Origin of the sequence: Clostridium saudiense, from assembly GCF_000577815.1 — a bacterium.
Taxonomy (GTDB): domain Bacteria; phylum Bacillota; class Clostridia; order Clostridiales; family Clostridiaceae; genus Clostridium; species Clostridium saudiense.
Map to the genome: position 1 here is coordinate 15,942 of NZ_CBYM010000002.1, position 17,396 is coordinate 33,337.

General features: G+C 27.9%; 25 protein-coding genes and 1 pseudogene. 3 read left to right on the forward strand and 23 right to left on the reverse strand.

Going from position 1 to position 17,396, the window contains the following annotated elements; translation table 11 throughout:
• Positions 1-28 precede the first annotated feature (28 nt).
• From TY07_RS01340 to TY07_RS17105, 6 genes are all read right to left on the reverse strand, one after another.
• Entirely contained in the window at positions 29-571 is a 543-nt protein-coding gene (locus tag TY07_RS01340) for a hypothetical protein (RefSeq protein ID WP_042394213.1), read from the reverse strand.
• Between the two features lie 145 nt (positions 572-716).
• Positions 717-1,340, reverse strand: a complete 624-nt coding sequence (locus TY07_RS01345) for a J domain-containing protein (RefSeq protein WP_042394216.1) — start codon at positions 1,338-1,340, stop codon at positions 717-719.
• Between the two features lie 74 nt (positions 1,341-1,414).
• Positions 1,415-2,323 carry a DUF5685 family protein gene (locus TY07_RS01350; protein ID WP_042394219.1) on the reverse strand — a complete coding sequence of 303 codons (909 nt, stop codon included), beginning with the start codon at positions 2,321-2,323 and terminating at the stop codon, positions 1,415-1,417.
• Between the two features lie 182 nt (positions 2,324-2,505).
• Positions 2,506-3,297 carry a TPM domain-containing protein gene (locus tag TY07_RS01355; protein ID WP_052330567.1) on the reverse strand — a complete coding sequence of 264 codons (792 nt, stop codon included), beginning with the start codon at positions 3,295-3,297 and terminating at the stop codon, positions 2,506-2,508.
• Entirely contained in the window at positions 3,294-4,361 is a 1,068-nt protein-coding gene (locus TY07_RS01360; protein WP_052330568.1) for a TFIIB-type zinc ribbon-containing protein, read from the reverse strand. The genes TY07_RS01355 and TY07_RS01360 overlap by 4 nt, the downstream gene beginning before the upstream one ends.
• A 542-nt stretch (positions 4,362-4,903) precedes the next feature.
• Positions 4,904-5,164 carry a hypothetical protein gene (locus tag TY07_RS17105; protein WP_052330569.1) on the reverse strand — a complete coding sequence of 87 codons (261 nt, stop codon included), beginning with the start codon at positions 5,162-5,164 and terminating at the stop codon, positions 4,904-4,906.
• A gap of 22 nt (positions 5,165-5,186) precedes the next feature.
• Here TY07_RS17105 and TY07_RS17110 point away from each other — a divergent pair.
• A pseudogene (locus tag TY07_RS17110) lies at positions 5,187-5,462 on the forward strand (3D domain-containing protein); the annotation flags it as partial.
• A gap of 109 nt (positions 5,463-5,571) precedes the next feature.
• On the opposite strand, the gene TY07_RS01370 reads toward TY07_RS17110, so the two are convergent.
• Positions 5,572-6,075: a DUF4358 domain-containing protein gene (locus TY07_RS01370; protein WP_042394223.1), complete on the reverse strand. Its 504-nt coding sequence runs from the start codon at positions 6,073-6,075 to the stop codon at positions 5,572-5,574.
• A gap of 445 nt (positions 6,076-6,520) precedes the next feature.
• On the opposite strand from TY07_RS01370, the gene TY07_RS01375 reads away from it, so the two are divergent.
• The gene (locus tag TY07_RS01375; RefSeq protein ID WP_242833216.1) at positions 6,521-7,171 is read left to right on the forward strand and encodes an N-acetylmuramoyl-L-alanine amidase family protein; all 651 of its coding nucleotides are present in this window, start codon (positions 6,521-6,523) and stop codon (positions 7,169-7,171) included.
• A 60-nt stretch (positions 7,172-7,231) separates the two neighbouring features.
• Here TY07_RS01375 and TY07_RS01380 read toward each other — a convergent pair whose 3' ends face one another.
• The 5 genes from TY07_RS01380 to TY07_RS01400 form a co-directional block, all read right to left on the reverse strand.
• Positions 7,232-7,459: a phage holin gene (locus TY07_RS01380; RefSeq protein ID WP_042394228.1), complete on the reverse strand. Its 228-nt coding sequence runs from the start codon at positions 7,457-7,459 to the stop codon at positions 7,232-7,234.
• Between the two features lie 168 nt (positions 7,460-7,627).
• On the reverse strand, positions 7,628-8,503 hold the full coding sequence (locus tag TY07_RS01385) for an aldose 1-epimerase family protein (protein WP_042394233.1): 876 nt from the start codon (positions 8,501-8,503) through the stop codon (positions 7,628-7,630).
• Between the two features lie 143 nt (positions 8,504-8,646).
• Positions 8,647-8,961 carry a rhodanese-like domain-containing protein gene (locus TY07_RS01390; RefSeq protein ID WP_042394236.1) on the reverse strand — a complete coding sequence of 105 codons (315 nt, stop codon included), beginning with the start codon at positions 8,959-8,961 and terminating at the stop codon, positions 8,647-8,649.
• Positions 8,962-9,029: 68 nt separating this feature from the next.
• Positions 9,030-9,575 (reverse strand): class I SAM-dependent methyltransferase, encoded by a 546-nt coding sequence (locus tag TY07_RS01395; RefSeq protein WP_154820392.1) that lies wholly within the window; start codon positions 9,573-9,575, stop codon positions 9,030-9,032.
• 213 nt (positions 9,576-9,788) lie between these two features.
• Positions 9,789-10,271: a hypothetical protein gene (locus tag TY07_RS01400; RefSeq protein WP_042394241.1), complete on the reverse strand. Its 483-nt coding sequence runs from the start codon at positions 10,269-10,271 to the stop codon at positions 9,789-9,791.
• A gap of 298 nt (positions 10,272-10,569) precedes the next feature.
• Between TY07_RS01400 and TY07_RS01405 the strand changes: the two genes are divergently transcribed.
• Positions 10,570-10,872, forward strand: coding sequence for a hypothetical protein (locus TY07_RS01405; protein ID WP_042394243.1), 303 nt, complete (start codon positions 10,570-10,572; stop codon positions 10,870-10,872).
• A 183-nt stretch (positions 10,873-11,055) separates the two neighbouring features.
• On the opposite strand, the gene TY07_RS01410 is transcribed toward TY07_RS01405, so the two are convergent.
• From TY07_RS01410 to TY07_RS01460, 11 genes are read right to left on the reverse strand one after another with little or no spacing between them, the layout of a single operon-like run.
• Positions 11,056-11,502 carry a 4Fe-4S binding protein gene (locus TY07_RS01410; protein ID WP_042394244.1) on the reverse strand — a complete coding sequence of 149 codons (447 nt, stop codon included), beginning with the start codon at positions 11,500-11,502 and terminating at the stop codon, positions 11,056-11,058.
• A complete protein-coding gene (locus TY07_RS01415) occupies positions 11,495-11,938 on the reverse strand; it encodes an NADH-quinone oxidoreductase subunit B family protein (protein ID WP_042394246.1) in 444 nt (147 codons plus the stop codon). The genes TY07_RS01410 and TY07_RS01415 overlap by 8 nt, the downstream gene beginning before the upstream one ends.
• A gap of 14 nt (positions 11,939-11,952) precedes the next feature.
• Positions 11,953-12,930, reverse strand: coding sequence for a respiratory chain complex I subunit 1 family protein (locus TY07_RS01420; RefSeq protein WP_042394249.1), 978 nt, complete (start codon positions 12,928-12,930; stop codon positions 11,953-11,955).
• A gap of 11 nt (positions 12,931-12,941) precedes the next feature.
• Positions 12,942-14,951 (reverse strand): proton-conducting transporter transmembrane domain-containing protein, encoded by a 2,010-nt coding sequence (locus tag TY07_RS01425; protein WP_052330572.1) that lies wholly within the window; start codon positions 14,949-14,951, stop codon positions 12,942-12,944.
• The gene (locus TY07_RS01430; protein WP_042394251.1) at positions 14,948-15,283 is read right to left on the reverse strand and encodes a sodium:proton antiporter; all 336 of its coding nucleotides are present in this window, start codon (positions 15,281-15,283) and stop codon (positions 14,948-14,950) included. Before TY07_RS01430 ends, TY07_RS01425 begins: the two co-directional genes overlap by 4 nt.
• Positions 15,284-15,724: an MnhB domain-containing protein gene (locus TY07_RS01435; protein WP_042394254.1), complete on the reverse strand. Its 441-nt coding sequence runs from the start codon at positions 15,722-15,724 to the stop codon at positions 15,284-15,286. It abuts the gene before it with no gap.
• A 1-nt stretch (position 15,725) separates the two neighbouring features.
• Positions 15,726-16,004: a hydrogen gas-evolving membrane-bound hydrogenase subunit E gene (gene mbhE / locus TY07_RS01440; RefSeq protein WP_042394256.1), complete on the reverse strand. Its 279-nt coding sequence runs from the start codon at positions 16,002-16,004 to the stop codon at positions 15,726-15,728.
• Positions 15,989-16,255: a Na(+)/H(+) antiporter subunit B gene (locus TY07_RS01445; protein WP_042394258.1), complete on the reverse strand. Its 267-nt coding sequence runs from the start codon at positions 16,253-16,255 to the stop codon at positions 15,989-15,991. The genes mbhE and TY07_RS01445 overlap by 16 nt, the downstream gene beginning before the upstream one ends.
• Positions 16,248-16,592: a monovalent cation/H(+) antiporter subunit G gene (gene mnhG / locus TY07_RS01450; RefSeq protein ID WP_042394260.1), complete on the reverse strand. Its 345-nt coding sequence runs from the start codon at positions 16,590-16,592 to the stop codon at positions 16,248-16,250. The genes TY07_RS01445 and mnhG overlap by 8 nt, the downstream gene beginning before the upstream one ends.
• The gene (locus TY07_RS01455) at positions 16,592-16,855 is read right to left on the reverse strand and encodes an MrpF/PhaF family protein (protein ID WP_042394262.1); all 264 of its coding nucleotides are present in this window, start codon (positions 16,853-16,855) and stop codon (positions 16,592-16,594) included. The genes mnhG and TY07_RS01455 overlap by 1 nt, the downstream gene beginning before the upstream one ends.
• Positions 16,855-17,388, reverse strand: coding sequence for a Na+/H+ antiporter subunit E (locus tag TY07_RS01460; protein ID WP_042394263.1), 534 nt, complete (start codon positions 17,386-17,388; stop codon positions 16,855-16,857). Before TY07_RS01460 ends, TY07_RS01455 begins: the two co-directional genes overlap by 1 nt.
• Positions 17,389-17,396: the final 8 nt, after the last annotated feature.

The window sequence follows — 17,396 nt, forward strand, 5'->3', positions numbered from 1 at the left end:
TACTAATCTTCTCTATCCTTAAATGCTTCTAGTACTTTTTGTGTATTCTCTCCATATAAAATGTAATAATCATTGTCATAGCATAATCATAAATTAAGAAAACTGGTTGTGCTATTATCCATAATATAATAGATGCAATAGCTTTTGTTGAAGTATCAAATAACCTAGAAACTATAGTTTCTAATCCTGTTATTACATTTATACCTAATATATTTTGCATTATTAAAAATCCAATAATAAAGGCTATATTGAAGAATACTAATTTTAATAGTATTTCTAATTTTTCTTTTCTTAATCTCTCTATAAAAAACTTTATTATTCCAAATACACCAAAGAAAATAAAATATAACAATGATATGTTAATTGGAACCAAGAAAAAAGCTATTAAACTAGATGCTATATAGACAAAAATTGATGTTTGTACATCACTTCTTATAATACAAATAGGTATTATTGCTGAAGCAATAGTTAATATTGCTAATGTACTTATTGGTAAAAAAGCCGCTAAATATAAAACTATAGTAGTTAATGCAACTAAAATCCCCCCAAGAGCTATATTCTTTGCCTTCATAAAACCGCCCCTTTCATACAGTTAATAGTTAGTAGTTAATAGTTATAGAAACTATTACATTGTTTCTTAAAATACATTCTTAAATTCAACCCAAGTTGAATTTATTCATTAACTATTAACTCAAAACTATTAACTTCTAACTATCCTAACAACATCCTATTAAATCTCCACCAAAGCATTCACATAATGAATCTAAACACCATAAATTCATACAACAATCACAAGTATCCATATTTCCACTTGAAGTTCTATATGTTTGACTATATCCACGACTTCTTGAATTTAATTGATTTAATGCTTGCCTATATTCAAAATTATTTGGATCCATATTACATGCCTTTTGAATATTATTATATGCTGACTCAAACCATCCTTTTGCAAGCATAACATTTCCATATAAATAATACCATTCAGCATCTCTATCTCTAATAGCATTAAGCTTTGATTCTGCTACTGAAATACTCCTCATTTGAATTAAACTTCTAATCTCTGCATAAATTGGAGCATTGCTACTATAAGAACTATATCCTGAATTATAATTTGTGTTATATCCATTAGATGAAGCATTATAGCTTGAATCTCCACCATTATTATTCTTTAACATATCATATGCCTTATTTACTTCAGCAAGCTTTTCCTGTGCTAAATCCTTAAGTGGATTATCTACATATTGATCTGGATGATATTGTTTTACTAACTTCCTATAAGCTGATTTAATTTCTTCTTGAGAAGCCCCTGGCTTTACTCCTAATACCTCATATGGATTCATTTTTAAAACACTCCTTTTTATCCTTTATGTATATTTTTTATAACCGTATATTTTCAGAATAACTTTCTTAATCTTTATGAATTAAATTTTAAATTTCCTTTTTCTTTACAGCTACAATTATTAACTATCTTTTCATACTTATCCATCATTCCAAGACTAATTATATTTTCAAGTATTGCTTTGTTTCTTTTTAATGGTAATTTATCTAATGATTCCTTACAATTATATCCACAATTCAATATAGTAAATTCCATTCGCGGCTTTATTTCCAGCATTAGCTCATCATAACTTTTATTTTCCTTATTATATAAAAAGTTTATTGGATTAAATTTATTTTTCTCCATATCTTCCTTTAAATCATCTAATGCATCTATTAAATATATCCACTTTCCTAATGCATATCCTAGATCATAAAGTGCATACCTAATATTTTCACAATCGCCTTCAAAATTTTCTGGATATAACTCTAAAATTTTAGCAACTATTAAACTAAATGGATGAGAAATTTCATCTATAGATTCAAAATTTTTATTTTCCTCTAAGTTAGATAATAAATTTAAATTTTCTTCTATTATATCATTAACTTTCGTAACATTTCTGTTAAATTTTCTTTTATATGGTGATAATGCTGTACTTTCTAACTTACTTTTTATACTTTTATCATCATTCACATCATCAATCAACTTATAATATACTAATGAAACATTCATTGCAGCTGTATATTCTAATGCCTTATTATCTATAATCATTGGCTTTTTCTTTAATGGATGAGCCATACATCTTTTAAAGTCAATTTTAGGAGTCTCATTATGTAATGCATCTAATAATAATCCTAAGAATGCCATATCATAATTTAAAGTTAACCTTGGTAGATTTCCAAAAGTATCTTTAATATGCATACAGACACCACAATAATATCCTCTAAACATTTCATATTCTCTAATTTTAAGCTCTGGTTTCAGTGGAGTTACATAACCAAACAAATAATCACTCCTTTATGCTATTCTCATTTTATAACCTTAGTATAGTTTATTTGTATTTATTTATCAATTTATCATAAACTTTTTAATTAATACTGTATGAAAAAATAAAACTGTACAAAAATAACATGTTTAAATAAAATTATCCATGTTATTTTTTATACAGTCATAAAGTTTATTTATTTTTAAAAGCTTCCTCCGCCTCCACCATGAGTATTTCCACTACTTGAAGTATGAGTTGAACTTCCTCCACTACTACTATTATTTCTCTCTATTTTTGTTTTTGAAGTGTACGTACTAATAAATCTATCCTTTTTTCTAGTAAAAACTATTGAGTTACGATCAACATAATTTGCTGTAGAAATAGATTTTGAATTTTTATAAGAATTAACAACTAATAAAGATACTACACTAGCTACTATTAATCCAGCTCCTAATCCAATAAAAATAACTTTTTGAGTACGTTCAGCCTCATTATAAGTATATTGCCCTGCTGGTATACCTTCTTCTGCATAATAATTTATATCATTTATAAATTCATTACATCCTTCAAAATAATCTGCATTTTTTAATTGCGTTGTTATATCATCAACTATATTCTGTATTCTACTATCTGTGAAATATTTTATAGCCTCTCCCGAAGTTGATATCCATACCTTTCTATCGTCCATATCTATTAACAATAATAAGCCACTTTTATCTTCTCCAACACCATATCCATTATAATCAAAATAATCATCAGCATAATCCATTTGGCTTTTACCACCTAAATCATTAGATGTTACTATAACAGCATCCATATTATACTGTTCTTTAAAACTTGCTAAATCTTCTCTTAATTGTTGTTCTTCCTCACTTGATAAAAGATTAGCATCATCAACTACAAAATTTATATCTGCACTTACTATAGTTACAAAGGATAATAGCAAGACAAGTGAACTAATAAAAGGTACCATTTTCTTTTTTATATTAATCATATAAACATCCCTCCTATTAATACAACTAAAAATACCAAAATAAATACTATCGCAAACAATATTGCTATTTTACCTTTTGACACTGGTAATGAGCCAAACACCTTTCCTGTTTGACCATTCATTGCAAATATATAATTTTTATCTCCTGAACTATATGTCATCATCCAAACAGGCATCAATGCATATTGACAAGATGTTTTATTAAACCTTTCATTTGTTCCAACAATATCAACAGTTGAATATCCACTTATAGAATTTCTCAATATATCATTTGTTCCCATTCTTATTTTACCTTCAATTAAAGGTAAAACTTGCTCCTTACCTCTATCATATTTTTCTGAAAAAAATCCTGGTAAATATGCTATTGAAAAATCTTTAAGCTCTCTATCATCATAAGGCTCAATACTTTCCATAACATTATCATCCATTTTACTTGATGCATTATGAGGAACATTATTAAAATTCAAATTTGCTTCTCTATATACATGATATACGTCTGTTTTAGTATATCTATAATCACCACTTACCCAAGTATTTATTCTTTTACATCTAGCACTCATTTCCCCAGTAACATTAGAAGTAACTAACCAAAATGGAATATAGATACCTGTAATTTTCTCTAATTGTTTATAGGATGAAAACTCCTTAGGCAAAAACCATTTTTTCTTACTCCATTTCAAGAAATTCTCAATTGCAGTTTCCTTATTAACTTTAAATGGCATAACTTTAGATGGCTTAAACTCGCCTTTAAACTTATCATTTAACACAACTGGCCCATGGCAATAACAACAAAATGTTGCTGTTGTTGTTTTATCACATACTATTTCAGCGCCACATCTTGGACATGAATAACTTGCTGTGTTTTCCTCTAAATTACTCCATTCATCATTATATTCTTCATCTAAAATTTCTTCCGTTATATGATCTTTATTTTCATTATTTAAACGTTCTATATCGCCCACTGTAAACTCACTCATACAAAAATCACATTTTCCTTTTTGCAAAGTAGGATCAAAGTTAATTTCTGCACCACAATTTGGGCACTTATATGTTATAGCGGCCATTATATTCCCCCTAATACTAATTTATATATATATCTATCTTATTAATATACATATTCTATTAATTATATCACATATTTTTACATAATATTCTAACACTCCTATATATTCTCTCTCAAATTTTATAGAACAATACTTTTGAATTTGTCCACATTTTTTCAAAAAATTATACCTAAATTAATTATAATATTTAAGGAATTTAATCATATTTTTCCCATTTATTTTTTCTTGACTTTTCTTTAGCGATATGTTTTAATCTCTTGAATTTAAAGTATTACAACCACTTTTCTATATTATTCCTTTTTACTTCTTCCATTTTATTCATTCCCATTATAAACCATGTTGGTTTGACATCATTTTTTATATATAGTATAACCTTGTTGCAGGGCGAAGGAATTAAATTAATAATCTTGGAGGTGTATTTTTCTGTTTAAGAAAATTATAGTTTTAACAACTTCACTTGCTATATCACTATTTGGTATAAATGAATTTTCTGCACAAGCAAGTGTTTTAAATAAAAGTGCACAAAAAGTTGTTAATGTAAGTTATTTAGATAAAAATGATATAAGCTCAAATACTAATATATATGAATATAATAATGATATTACTACTGATAATATTAATGATAATACTCGTAGTGTTACTAATGAAAATATTATTAATGATATAAATATCTCTAATAAAAACTTAGAAGAAGAAAAGGCTAAAGAAATTGAAGAATCTAGCTCAAAAGAAGACGAATCTACTTCTGAATCTTTAGAAGATAGTGAATGTGTTGCAAATACTACTAATGATGAAACTACCAACTATAAAGCAGTATATACAATGGTAAGTACTGCGTATACAGGTGATACAATTACCTATACAGGCACTACCCCTGTCCGTGATCCCAATGGTATTAGTACCATTGCAGTAGATCCATCTATAATTCCTTTAGGTTCAAAAGTTTATATACCTGGATATGGTATGGCTATTGCTGCTGATACAGGTGGTGCAATTAAAGGTAACAAAATAGATTTATTTTTAAACTCAGAAAATGATTGTATAAACTGGGGAGTGCAAACTGTATCATTATACATTATTGCTTATCCTGGAGAATGGTAAAACTCAAGTTAACTTAACATTTTTTATTATTAACAAAATAAAGGAGTATATTATACTATATATCATCACTAAAGATATATAAATATAAAATACTCCTTTTATTTACTTATTATTTAATCAAATCATTATATTTAGCTTCTATATTATCCTTAATCTCACTATTTAAAATAAATAATGATACTAAATCTCCATTAACTTCAATTGTTGCATTCTCTGCAGCTTCTAAATATTCAGGATATAAATGGCCAGCTAGTAGATCTTGAATATATTCTTCTAATGAAGCCTTTACACTATCAACTTTTCCCTCTTTTGCTTTTACTACTATTATATCATCTTGTTGTGCTGTCACACCTGGAACTAATATTCCATAATCGACTATGTCTTCTAAATTTAAATGATATATATCTTTAGCCATCTCATCATCAACCATTGTTGGCATCATAAATAATTCTTCTTCACTTAATTTTTCTACAACTTCCTTTGCTGATACAGAAGATGTTTGCCCTGTCCCCTGCTCAACACTTTGATTATTACCGTTGTTTGCTTTTCCACAACCTGTTAATGTTGCACCTACCATAATTGCAATTAAAGCACTTACTAATATTTTTTTCATTTTTGATAACCTCACTTTTATTAATTTTCTTTTGTTAACATATTAATTAGACTATCATGTCCTATAAATTGTTCCTTGCTTTAAAAAATTTTTTCAAATTTATTTTTGCTTATATTTATTTACATTTTTTGGTAATTTGTTTATACTTATAAGTGACAATCTAAATCTCATCTAAATATTTTATACTTAATTAATAAATCAAATTTGACTAAAATTCTAAATTCAACTTAGTTTAAACTATACATAGTATCCTTATTCGCTATGTAAAAAGCTAATTTCATTTAAATAATATTTTGTAGAGGTGGTTTAAATAAATAAGGATTCATTTAACTTAAACTACAGAAGAAAAATGCTTTACAAAAAGAAAAAAAAACGTCAAAGAAGAATAATAGTAGCATTTACTACTATACTACTATTTATATCTATAGTCCCCTTAATAATTATTATGTCAAATAAAAATAAAACTATTGCTACTTTTAACTTAGCAATACCTAAAATCGAAGAATCACCTCCATATGTGGTTTGTATTGATCCAGGTCATGGAGATTGGGATTACGGAGCTATTAGTCCTAATGGCACTGCTGAAAAAGATATTACCTTAGCTGTTTCATTAAAATTAGGTGAACTACTAGAAAATGATGATAGATTTAAAGTAATTTATACAAGGTCAAATGATGAAATAGATTGGTTAGAAACCGCAAATGATAGTTTGAAAGAGCGTATAAATATATCAAAAATATGTAATGCTGATATATTTATTTCAATCCATTGTAACTATAGTTCTGATTCTAAAGAAATATCTGGAGTTGAAACTTGGTACAATCCTAACGATGAAAATAGCTTAAACCTATCAAAATACCTTCAACAAGCATTAATAGATTTAAATTACACAACTAATAGAGGTGTTCGTTCTTATGTCTCTGGAGAAGAACTTGCTGTTTTAGAATTAAATACAAATACTTCTTCATTAATTGAATTAGGCTTTTTAAGTAATTCTTCGGATGAAAAATACCTTTCATCTAAATTAGGCCAATCTGAATGTGCTAAAGCTCTCTACGAAGCAATTGTTGAATATAGAGATGATACTATTGAATAATAAAAGACCACAATAATATAAGTTTTAAACTATATTATTGTGGTTCATTTTCTATTCTACCTATTGTTTTTCTTCTTCATCTTTTTTATCATCCAAATATCCTTTAGCTTCAGTAGTTGGATTACTTATAATTCCAGCAGCAATTAAAACTGCAAGGATAGCATTTGTTATTTGTGTATATTCTTCAGGTACAAAATTAACACCAAATGCATTTAATAAAATACCAATTAAAGAAAACAAAGATACCCATAGTCCATAATTCTTAAATCTAGACCAATCTATTTTCATAATATCTCCACCTCCTTTATACTATTAAGATATTCCTAAACGCTTTCTATGTTCTGTAAATTTAAATTTATTTTATACTTTATTAAATTTAAGTAAAATTATTTTTACTCATCAAAAAAAGCCTAAATAATAAGAGTAATCCTTAATTATTTAGGCTTTTTTAAATAATTATTTTATTGTAACTGTATAAGCACTATTAAATACTTGTCCTACTTTTAACTTTTCTATTCCTTCTTTATCCTTAAGTTCACCAGTAAAATCTTCAAAATCGGCATGTCCATACCATGGTTCAATGCATACAAACGGAGCTCCTGTTACTTTTGTCCATAATCCCATATAAGGAAAACCTGTGAAATCCATAGTTACGCACTTGTCATGATTAACTGATTTTAAGCTAATTTTATTAGATTTTAAATTATCAAAAACTAATGCATCGTCTTTAAATACATCAAAACTTAAATTAATAATATTATCATTATTTAAATATTCTTTTCTTTCTTTTTTAATGTATCCATCCTTGTTGATAATCATTATATCAGTTGTTTCCTTTTCATTAAATTCAAAATAATAATCATTTATTATTTCCCCACCTTTTATTGGACACATAAATGCCGGATGAGCTCCTATTGAAAAATAAATAGTCTTATCATCTTTATTTTCAACTGTATAAGCCGTTGTAACACCATCTTGACCTAATGAATAAGTAATCTTCAAAGAAAATTTATAAGGATATATTTTTAATGTATCCTCTGAATAAGATAATTCAAATACTAATTTATTATCTGTTTTTTCTACTAATTCAAATTCACGAACTCTAGCCAACCCATGTTGTGGTAAGTTATATTCTTTACCATCAACTCTATATATACCATCTTTCACCTTTCCAACTATAGGAAATAAAACTGGCGCATGATATCCCCAATAATTTTTATTCCCATTCCATAAATATTCTGTACCATCCTTTTTAGATGTAATACTATTAAGCTCTGCCCCATGAGTGCTTGCAACAATTTTAATATTTTCATTTTCTAGTGTATATAACATTCTCATCACTCCTTATATCCTATTAATTTAAACGTTATCTTAATATATTATATAATATTTAACATATTATTTTAATATGCAAAATCAAAAAATGTATTTAAAACAGTAAATATTAATTATTTACTATTTTAAATACATTATTTTTAAACTATTTTACCATCATACCCTAAAATACCTTGTCCTAAATTATAAAGGTTATTAAATCCTTCTTCTTCTAAAATTTGACATGCTAAAGCACTCTTATGCCCTGCCTTGCAATAAACTAAAATAGGTTTATCTATATTTTCTTTCAAATCTTCAATTTCCCATTCTAATTCTTCAACTGGTATATTTATTGCATTAGGAATCCTTCCTGACTTATATTCACTAAATCTTCTTACATCTATAATTACTAATTCACTACAATTTTCAATTAATTTATTAGCCTCTTTACTACTAATTGACTTAAATGAACTCATGCTTACACCTCTTTTGAATTATTCATTTAAACTAATTATAGTAATAATACTTATTATTTTCAAGCTTCTTATTTATTAAATGGCTTTACAGCATCAATAATAATTGATACCATTCCTAATTTTCCTCTAGAATTTCTGTTATCAAATCTATAACTTCTACATATCTTTCCTTTAGATTCATCCCACTCCTTATAATGAAAATCCCCTTGTTCATCACAATATTCTAAAAGAGTTACCTCAAATCCTGCTTCTTCAAAAACTTTTACTAAAGTCTTATAATCATATACCATTTTATGCTCTGCTGCTGGATGAGCTTCATGCCCTGGTCCTCCTACTTTAATCATGCTTTGATATAAAGCATTTTTAAAATTCTTATCTGGAACAGCACATCTAACATAGCCACCTGGTTTTAAAAATTTGTAGCAATTTTCTGCTGCTTTTATTCCATCTTCTAAAGATAAATGTTCCCAAACATGTTCTGCTAATATTGCTTCAATTTCTTCATTTTCCTTCAACCTTTCCCATTGTTCTAAATTTAACAAATTTAATTCATTTTCTTGAGTAGAGACCCATCCATTATATTTTGTTTTTCCAGCCCCAACAATTATTTTCATAACCATTTCCCCCTTAATATACTATAAATGCCTATCTAAACATTATTAATATAGTTATATATGTTTAAAATTTATATATATGTATTAATAGTTATTTTTTTACCAATAAATCCAATTATATATATTTTATACCATAAAGACCGATATAGTAAATATCTTTTATTACTTTTTATCAAAAAAACAGTCCTAATATATACACTTATATTAAGACCTTTAAGAATGCAATACCTCGAAATTAATTGTAGTACCTAACAAAATTAACAAAATAGCTATTACACTTTTATAAGCATTTTCAATTTCTTTTTCATTTCTCTCATCTCCAGTTTGCGATGAAGCAGTTCTATAATTATTAAATATTACTCCTGTAAAAATAGATGTTACAAATAAATATATAATATTCGCATTTTTAGGCACTTCTGATAAATCCCCAATTAAATCCGAATAATTACTCTCATTTAATTGATCTAATATTTGAACTTTTTGCCACTCTAGATATTTTATATTTAAAATTGATGCATATATTATTAAATATACTCCAAATAAAGATAAATCTAAAATTCCAATTTGATTAAGTAACTCTGCTTTTTCTTCTTCAGTAGTACTACTACTATTATTATTACTGTTCTCATTATTTTTTTTATAGCAATTATTTTTCTTATTAATTTTAGCTTCTTTTTTACTGTTAGATTTTTTCATAAAGTCATCTCTTTTAATACTTACATTGTATATATTATTCCAATTTAATACTCTCTGTTAACATTATCCTCAAGACTAACCTCTAATATTTACTACTTAATTTCGAAACTTATCTCTATATATAAATTCTTCAATATTATTTAAATAAATCTTCAATTATTTACTGTTATTTACAATCAAATTGTCATTTTGGAATTGATTCCAATGATTTTTTGATAAATAGTTATTTTTTTATTGTAAATATTTTACATAATGCATATAATATTTATACACGCGGGAAATTTTAGGAGGTTATTGTATGGGAAGTAATTGTAGTAATACTAAAGATTCATTTCAAATTTTTTTAGAGGAAAGAAATATTCCTGATCCTGATGAACTACTCGGGAAAGCACTTAAATATTTAAAAGAAAAAGGGAAAAAAGTTTCCTTTAAAGGCTTTGATATAAATAACTCAGCAATTGTTGAAATAGATAACGAACTTTATAAATTTGATAAGTGTTTTGGCCTTTGGCAGTCAGCTCGCTTTACTAAGGTTAATCCTAGTATTTCAGGATATAAACTATTAAATAGAAAATCAAAAATAGAAAGCTATTATTCTTAATAGGAAACTCGACTCCTTTCAGTCGCTGAGTAAGTTCGAGTAAACCAAATTAAAATTTGGACTCTCACTTAGGAAACTCGACTCCTTTCAGTGATTGAGTACACTAAAGTGTAATTTCAACTACCCGAATTAAAATTTTAAATCTCACTTATACAAAAAGGCGCAAATAAGCGCCTTTTTATTTTACATTTTTTCCTTTTTATCTATTACATCTTTTGATTTATCCTCTTGCTTTGGTTTTATAATTGGCTTCTTTGGTGGTAACTTCTTAATAAAGCTTCCTTCAACCTTTAATTTCTCCTTATCATTCTCTACCATCATTACCTCTTCAGTTGTTTTTATTGCATGCTTAGGACAAAAATCTGTACATAACCCACAAAATGTACATGATGCTAAATCAAATGTCATTTTTATTTCCTGTCCACCCTCTACAGGCTTCATTTCCTTAGTAATAGCTTCTCCAGCACAAACCCTAATACAAATTCCACATCCTATACATGCATTAGAATCAAAATAAAGCTTTCCTCTATAATTTTCTGCTCCCTTTGTATTATCAAAATCTTCTTCATTTGTTAATACAGGCTTAAAAATATTACTTATACCTTCTAATAAATAAGGAAGTTTAAACATGCGTCTCTACCTCCCTCTTCTTATTTAATATTTCTACAGCTTTTAATATTCCTTTTGCTATTGCTTCTGGTTTTGGAGAACATCCTGCAACTGTTACATCTACGCTAGTCCATTTATCTAATGGTCCATCAATAGCATAACTACCCTTAAACACATTTCCTGAGGCTGGGCATGAACCTATAGATACAACAACTTTCGGTTCTGGAACTTGTGATAAAACCTTAATCATTCTATCTCTAGACTGTACTGTAATTGGTCCTGTTACAACCACTATATCTGCATGCCTAGGAGAACCTGCAACTTTAACGCCAAATCTTTCTATATCATATCTTGGTCCAAGTAATGCTAGTAATTCAATATCACACCCATTACAAGAGCCAGTATTTAAATGATATATCCAAGGAGATTTTTCCCTACTTTTTTCTACTAATGCCATTATCAAATACCCCCTTACAAATTAAAGCTTACTAATACATAGCTTAATAGTGCTAATATAGTTGGTACTGTCCAATAAAATTTAAACATTTGATTAGATTTATATCTACCCATAAGACCTCTTACTACAGATAAAAATAATACTGTAATCACAACTACTAATACAATTAATATCCATGTATTAACTATTATATTAATTACTAAATTTTCATTTTCAACTCCCGCATTACCTAAAAACAAAACTACAAATAAAGCAGTCATAACATATAATTTTATATTATGTGTTAACTTAAATAAACCAAGCTGCAATCCACTATATTCTGCTAATGGTCCTTCACAAAGTTCAGTTTCTGCCTCTGCCACATCAAATGGTGCAACTCCAATTTTAGCTGGTAAAATCATCAAAAAGGCAATAGCAGCCGGCAATAATGCTATAGAAAACATAAAACTTCCATTAATTTTTTGGGCCATTGATATTGCAGATAAAGAATACGTAGTTTCCATTCCTAAAACCATTCCTGCTTTTTTACAAACAGCTAATATTGATGTTATAAGCGGTAATTCATATGCAATCATAGAAACAACTTCTCTTGAAACACCTATAGATGCAAATGGTGACCCTGATGCAATTCCACCAATTATTATCGCTACTGAAGGAATCGTTAATAAATAGATAATTACAACAATATCTGCCACTCCTCCAAAAAATGTTACATTATATATAGGAAATAAAACTGGTACTATACAAATACTAACTAATGCTATTATTGGTGCCATTATAAATAATTTAGTATTAGCATTTCTAGGTACTATAGTATCCTTTCCTATTAATTTTACAAAGTCATAAAAAGGTTGAGAAATCTTAGGCCCCCTTCTTCTTTGCATTCTTGCAACTATTTTTCTATCCACACCTGATAAAAATAATCCCATAATCATTGTAAAAATAAAGCCTGGGAATATTAATAAATTAATTAATTTTAAAATATACTCCATATTCCCACCTCCTATACAAATATAAATAAAATTATTAATACTATGACTAATGTGCTTACAATCCATAAAGCATAATCATTAACACTTCCGCTATGTGCCCTCTGAATACTGTTTAAATATCCCTTTAATTGATATTTCATTCCCCAGAACAAGTCATTAGCTCCAACCTTAACCTTCTCACCCTCTTCTCCACCAACAAAAATATCATATTTACAACTTGGCTCTATATCTACATTTGAATAATTCACACCATTTGAAGCCTTATTTTGATATCTTGTAAATATACTCATATCAAATTCCTTATCAAGATTTTCATGTATTTCCTCACCAGTCTTTTCTCCTTTAAATATTACAAACAATAAAACACCTAAAAGCAATATTATGAATAAAATCAAAAAATTTGTTGGACTATAAACCCCATTAGTTGAAAATTCAATTTTACTAACATCAAAGTTTATATCCAATACACCATATACATTTCCTAATGCACTTCCAATATATATAGGCAAATTATAAATTGCTCTTACAACTGGTATTAATAAATTATCTACTACTAATCTTGGCATTATTCCTAAAACAACTGTTAACGCTGCTAAAATACCCATTGGTATCTTCATAGATAATGGAACATCCTCTACATTATCATCCTCCTTTTTAATAGGACCAAAAAACACAGAATGTCCTACTTTTATAAACGATGCTAAAGTAAGTGCTGATACTACAACAGCTATTATTGAAGCAATACCCAAATTCCCATTAAAACCTGATTCATAAATCATCCATTTAGATGCAAATCCATTAAAAGGTGGGATACCACTAATTGCTGCTGCTCCAAATAAAAACATCGCCATAGTAAATGGCATTTTCTTTCCTAAACCTGAAACTGAATCTAAATCCGTAGTTCCAGTTGTATACAAAACTGCACCTGCAACTAAAAATAATAACCCTTTAAATATGGCATGATTTATCATATGATAAGTTCCACCGGTTAAAGCCATTATGCTTATCTCTTCACTTTCTATAATTGCAATTCCTAATGCTGTAATTATATATCCAATTTGCGAAACTGAATGAAATGCTAAAAGTCTTTTGAAATCATGTTGTAATAATGCCATAGAAACTCCTATTACCATTGTTACTAATCCCCATATTAAAATTAAATATCCTACTGGCTTGTTAGATACTAGTCCAAAAATCATAAATACTAATCTTATAATTGCATATACTCCTGTTTTACTCATTACACCAGATAGTATCATTGATATTGATGAAGGTGCTGCCATATGAGCATCTGTTGGCCAAGTATGACATGGAACCATAAATGCCTTAACTGCATATCCAACCATCATAAGCGCAAATGCAACTATCATAGTAGAACTCATACCTTGTGATATATTTAAACTTACAGCTATTTCAGCCAAGTTTAATGTTTTAGTTTCACTGTATATCAAACAAGTTCCTAGTAAAATTAAAGATGATCCTAATGATCCTGTTACTATATATTTAAATGCAGCTTCAACTGACTTGTCCTTATAATTTCTAAATGCAGTTAAAGCAATAGCTGCAAAAGTCATTATTTCTAGCATTACATACATATTGAATAAATCACCAGTAAATACAAAACCAATCATACTTGAAGTTAATAATAAAAATAATACATAATATTTTTCTAACCCATTATCATGGCTCATGTATTTTAATGAATAAATTGCTGATAATAACGATGCCCCTGTAATAATTAATGATAAAAATACACCTAATGAATCTATTTCAAGACAAATCCCATAAGCTTTTCCTTCTATAGGAAGCCAATTTCCCATCCAAGTTACTATTACTCCACCCTCAACTAACACTGGCTTAATTAATAATAATACACATATAAACGATACTGTAGTTGCTATAACTGCTAATGCCTTTTTCACTTTTATATATTTTTCTTTAAAAAGCCCAAGTACAAAAGCTAATATAAACGGCGTCATTATCGCAATTATTGGAAGACTATTAATAAATTTAGTACTCACCCTCTAATCCTCCTTATATCATCACTTTCTATACTGTTATAATGCTTATTAATTTTAATAACTATTGATAAAGCAAGTGCAGTAACACAAGCTCCTATTACTATGGATGTAAGAGTTAGTGCTTGAGGAATAGGATCTACAAAATAAGTACTATTATCACTAAATATAGGTGCTGTTCCATTAACTCTGTATCCAATCGAAATTAATAATAGGTTTATTCCTGAATCTAAAATACCCATCCCAATTACTATCTTTATTAGATTTTTCTTCAATACAATTATGGCTAAACCAATAACTATTAATAGAAAAGCTCCAATATAATTAATTGTCATCTACTCCTCCCCCTTCTTATTTAAATTGCTCAACATAATGATTATCAAAAAAGAAATTCCTGCAAAAACTTTAAATCCTACTGCAAAATTCATTAAAAATATACTTCCTGACGAAAATAATTCTCCTGGAGTTCCCTTCTCAAGTATATTTCCAAAAAACACTCCTGAACCTATTAATCCTATAAATGCTAATATTATAAAGCCAAGTGCTCCTAAATCTTCTGCAATTTTAAATGTATTAGAAGCTATTCCATTCTTAACCTTTTTAAATCCATATCCAATATAAATCAATGCAACAGCTCCAGCAATTAGTACTCCACCTTGAAATCCTCCACCTGGTGATAAATGTCCATGTATTATGATATAAAGCCCTAAAGTAAGCAAAATAGGTAAAACTAAATTTGTACAAGAAATTAATATTGAGTCTCTCCTCTTTTTCATATTAGTTCTCCTCCTTTGCTTTCTTCTCTTCTCTTAACACTGCTGCAACACCACAAATTGCAGTGAACAATACTATTGCTTCTCCTAATGTATCATATCCTCTAAAATCAAATACTGTTGCTGTTACTGAATTTATAGCTCCAGTTTTACTCATAGTTTCATTAATAATTATTTGTGATGCATCTCCAAACACTTCTGACTTTGCCCCCATCTTAAATCCAACAAAAGAAAAAATTGCAAGTAATAAAATTAAAATTATATATGCTATTCTTTTTTGCATTTTTCTCCCTCCTTAGTCTTAACCTTATTTAAAGTTATTATAAAGATTACTGGCGTCAATATTGCTCCAACTGCTGCTTCTGCAAGTGCTACATCTGGTGCTTTAAGTATTAAAAATTCTAGTGCTAAAAATGTACCAAGAACAGCCATTGCAATAATACATTGAAGTATATCGTCTAAAAAAAATACACAAAGAGCAGCAATAACTAATCCACATATAACTAAAAAATTAAGTATTTCAAAACTACCCATTTATATCCCTCCTATAATGATCAAACTTCGTTTTATCACTTAACTCTGCTTTATTTTTATATGCAGCTCTTGCCATGGCATGGGCTCCTACTGGATTGCTTATTAATAAAAATACAACTATTATCAATGACTTAATTCCTAATGATGTATTTGATTCACTAAAACCATATATACTACATGCTAAAGCTATTGGCATTGCTCCCATAGTTGCTATATTAGTTGCACTTTGAAGTCTACAAAAAGTATCAGGCATCCTAATTACTCCAACAACGCCGGCTAGTGTAAAGAAGATTCCTATTACTAGTAATATACAAATTATTACTTCTAGTATAGACATTATAATTCCCCCTCTATATACTTAGAAATTAAAACTGTTCCAATAAAACCTAAAAGAGTTATAATAAGTCCAAGATCTAAATACATAGCTCTTTCTTCAATTGCACCAAATAAAATCATTACAATACCTAAAATTATATCTATAGAATCAGCCGCTAAAACTCTATCTATTACATTAGGTCCTTTAAAAACTCTATATACTAAAACTAATGCTAGGATAGCTAATAATATTGCTACTATATAAAATATAGAATTAATATTCATTATTTAAAAAGCCTCCTTACAAAATATTCGAATTTGCCTTTTATTATTTCTGATGCTTCTTTAGTATCTTCTGTAGTCGCATCTATCCAATGAATATACATTGCATTTTTATTATCTTCATCTTCATAAATATCCATTGTTATAGTTCCAGGGGTTAATGTTATGCAATTAGACAACATAGCTAAACCATAATCTGAATTTAAATCTGTAGTTATTTTTACAATACCCGGGTTTATATCTATCTTAGGGGATAATGATTTAATTGCAACACTAAAATTTGCTTTAATCAATTCCCATAAGTATACCGGAATAAATGCTATTAAATTTATTATTCTAAACTTTTTAAACAACCACATTCCATCTTCTCTTGCAAAATATTGACTTGAAAATAGACTAACTATTGCGGCAACAATAGCTCCTACAATAATCTCTTGTGCTCCTAATTTTAAAATATTAAAATCCTGCATTAAAAATAAAATCCAAAACAAATATGATAAAATAAAGGTTCCTAAAAATGCTGTCCATCTTTTCATAAATTATC

Coding starts and splice junctions, on each gene's coding strand:
- TY07_RS01355 (WP_052330567.1), bottom strand. CDS start 3,297: ATGATTAATATAAAAAAGAAAATGGTACCTTTTATTAGTTCACTTGTC.
- TY07_RS01360 (WP_052330568.1), bottom strand. CDS start 4,361: ATGGCCGCTATAACATATAAGTGCCCAAATTGTGGTGCAGAAATTAAC.
- TY07_RS01455 (WP_042394262.1), bottom strand. CDS start 16,855: ATGAATATTAATTCTATATTTTATATAGTAGCAATATTATTAGCTATC.
- TY07_RS01405 (WP_042394243.1), top strand. CDS start 10,570: ATGGGAAGTAATTGTAGTAATACTAAAGATTCATTTCAAATTTTTTTA.
- TY07_RS01460 (WP_042394263.1), bottom strand. CDS start 17,388: ATGAAAAGATGGACAGCATTTTTAGGAACCTTTATTTTATCATATTTG.
- TY07_RS01400 (WP_042394241.1), bottom strand. CDS start 10,271: ATGAAAAAATCTAACAGTAAAAAAGAAGCTAAAATTAATAAGAAAAAT.
- TY07_RS01385 (WP_042394233.1), bottom strand. CDS start 8,503: ATGTTATATACACTAGAAAATGAAAATATTAAAATTGTTGCAAGCACT.
- TY07_RS01420 (WP_042394249.1), bottom strand. CDS start 12,930: ATGGAGTATATTTTAAAATTAATTAATTTATTAATATTCCCAGGCTTT.
- TY07_RS01435 (WP_042394254.1), bottom strand. CDS start 15,724: ATGAAAAAGAGGAGAGACTCAATATTAATTTCTTGTACAAATTTAGTT.
- TY07_RS01445 (WP_042394258.1), bottom strand. CDS start 16,255: ATGGGTAGTTTTGAAATACTTAATTTTTTAGTTATATGTGGATTAGTT.
- TY07_RS01380 (WP_042394228.1), bottom strand. CDS start 7,459: ATGAAAATAGATTGGTCTAGATTTAAGAATTATGGACTATGGGTATCT.
- TY07_RS01415 (WP_042394246.1), bottom strand. CDS start 11,938: ATGGCATTAGTAGAAAAAAGTAGGGAAAAATCTCCTTGGATATATCAT.
- TY07_RS01375 (WP_242833216.1), top strand. CDS start 6,521: ATGTCAAATAAAAATAAAACTATTGCTACTTTTAACTTAGCAATACCT.
- TY07_RS01370 (WP_042394223.1), bottom strand. CDS start 6,075: ATGAAAAAAATATTAGTAAGTGCTTTAATTGCAATTATGGTAGGTGCA.
- TY07_RS01430 (WP_042394251.1), bottom strand. CDS start 15,283: ATGACAATTAATTATATTGGAGCTTTTCTATTAATAGTTATTGGTTTA.
- TY07_RS01390 (WP_042394236.1), bottom strand. CDS start 8,961: ATGAGTTCATTTAAGTCAATTAGTAGTAAAGAGGCTAATAAATTAATT.
- TY07_RS01395 (WP_154820392.1), bottom strand. CDS start 9,575: ATGAAAATAATTGTTGGGGCTGGAAAAACAAAATATAATGGATGGGTC.
- mnhG (WP_042394260.1), bottom strand. CDS start 16,592: ATGTCTATACTAGAAGTAATAATTTGTATATTACTAGTAATAGGAATC.
- TY07_RS01345 (WP_042394216.1), bottom strand. CDS start 1,340: ATGAATCCATATGAGGTATTAGGAGTAAAGCCAGGGGCTTCTCAAGAA.
- TY07_RS01410 (WP_042394244.1), bottom strand. CDS start 11,502: ATGTTTAAACTTCCTTATTTATTAGAAGGTATAAGTAATATTTTTAAG.
- TY07_RS01340 (WP_042394213.1), bottom strand. CDS start 571: ATGAAGGCAAAGAATATAGCTCTTGGGGGGATTTTAGTTGCATTAACT.
- mbhE (WP_042394256.1), bottom strand. CDS start 16,004: ATGCAAAAAAGAATAGCATATATAATTTTAATTTTATTACTTGCAATT.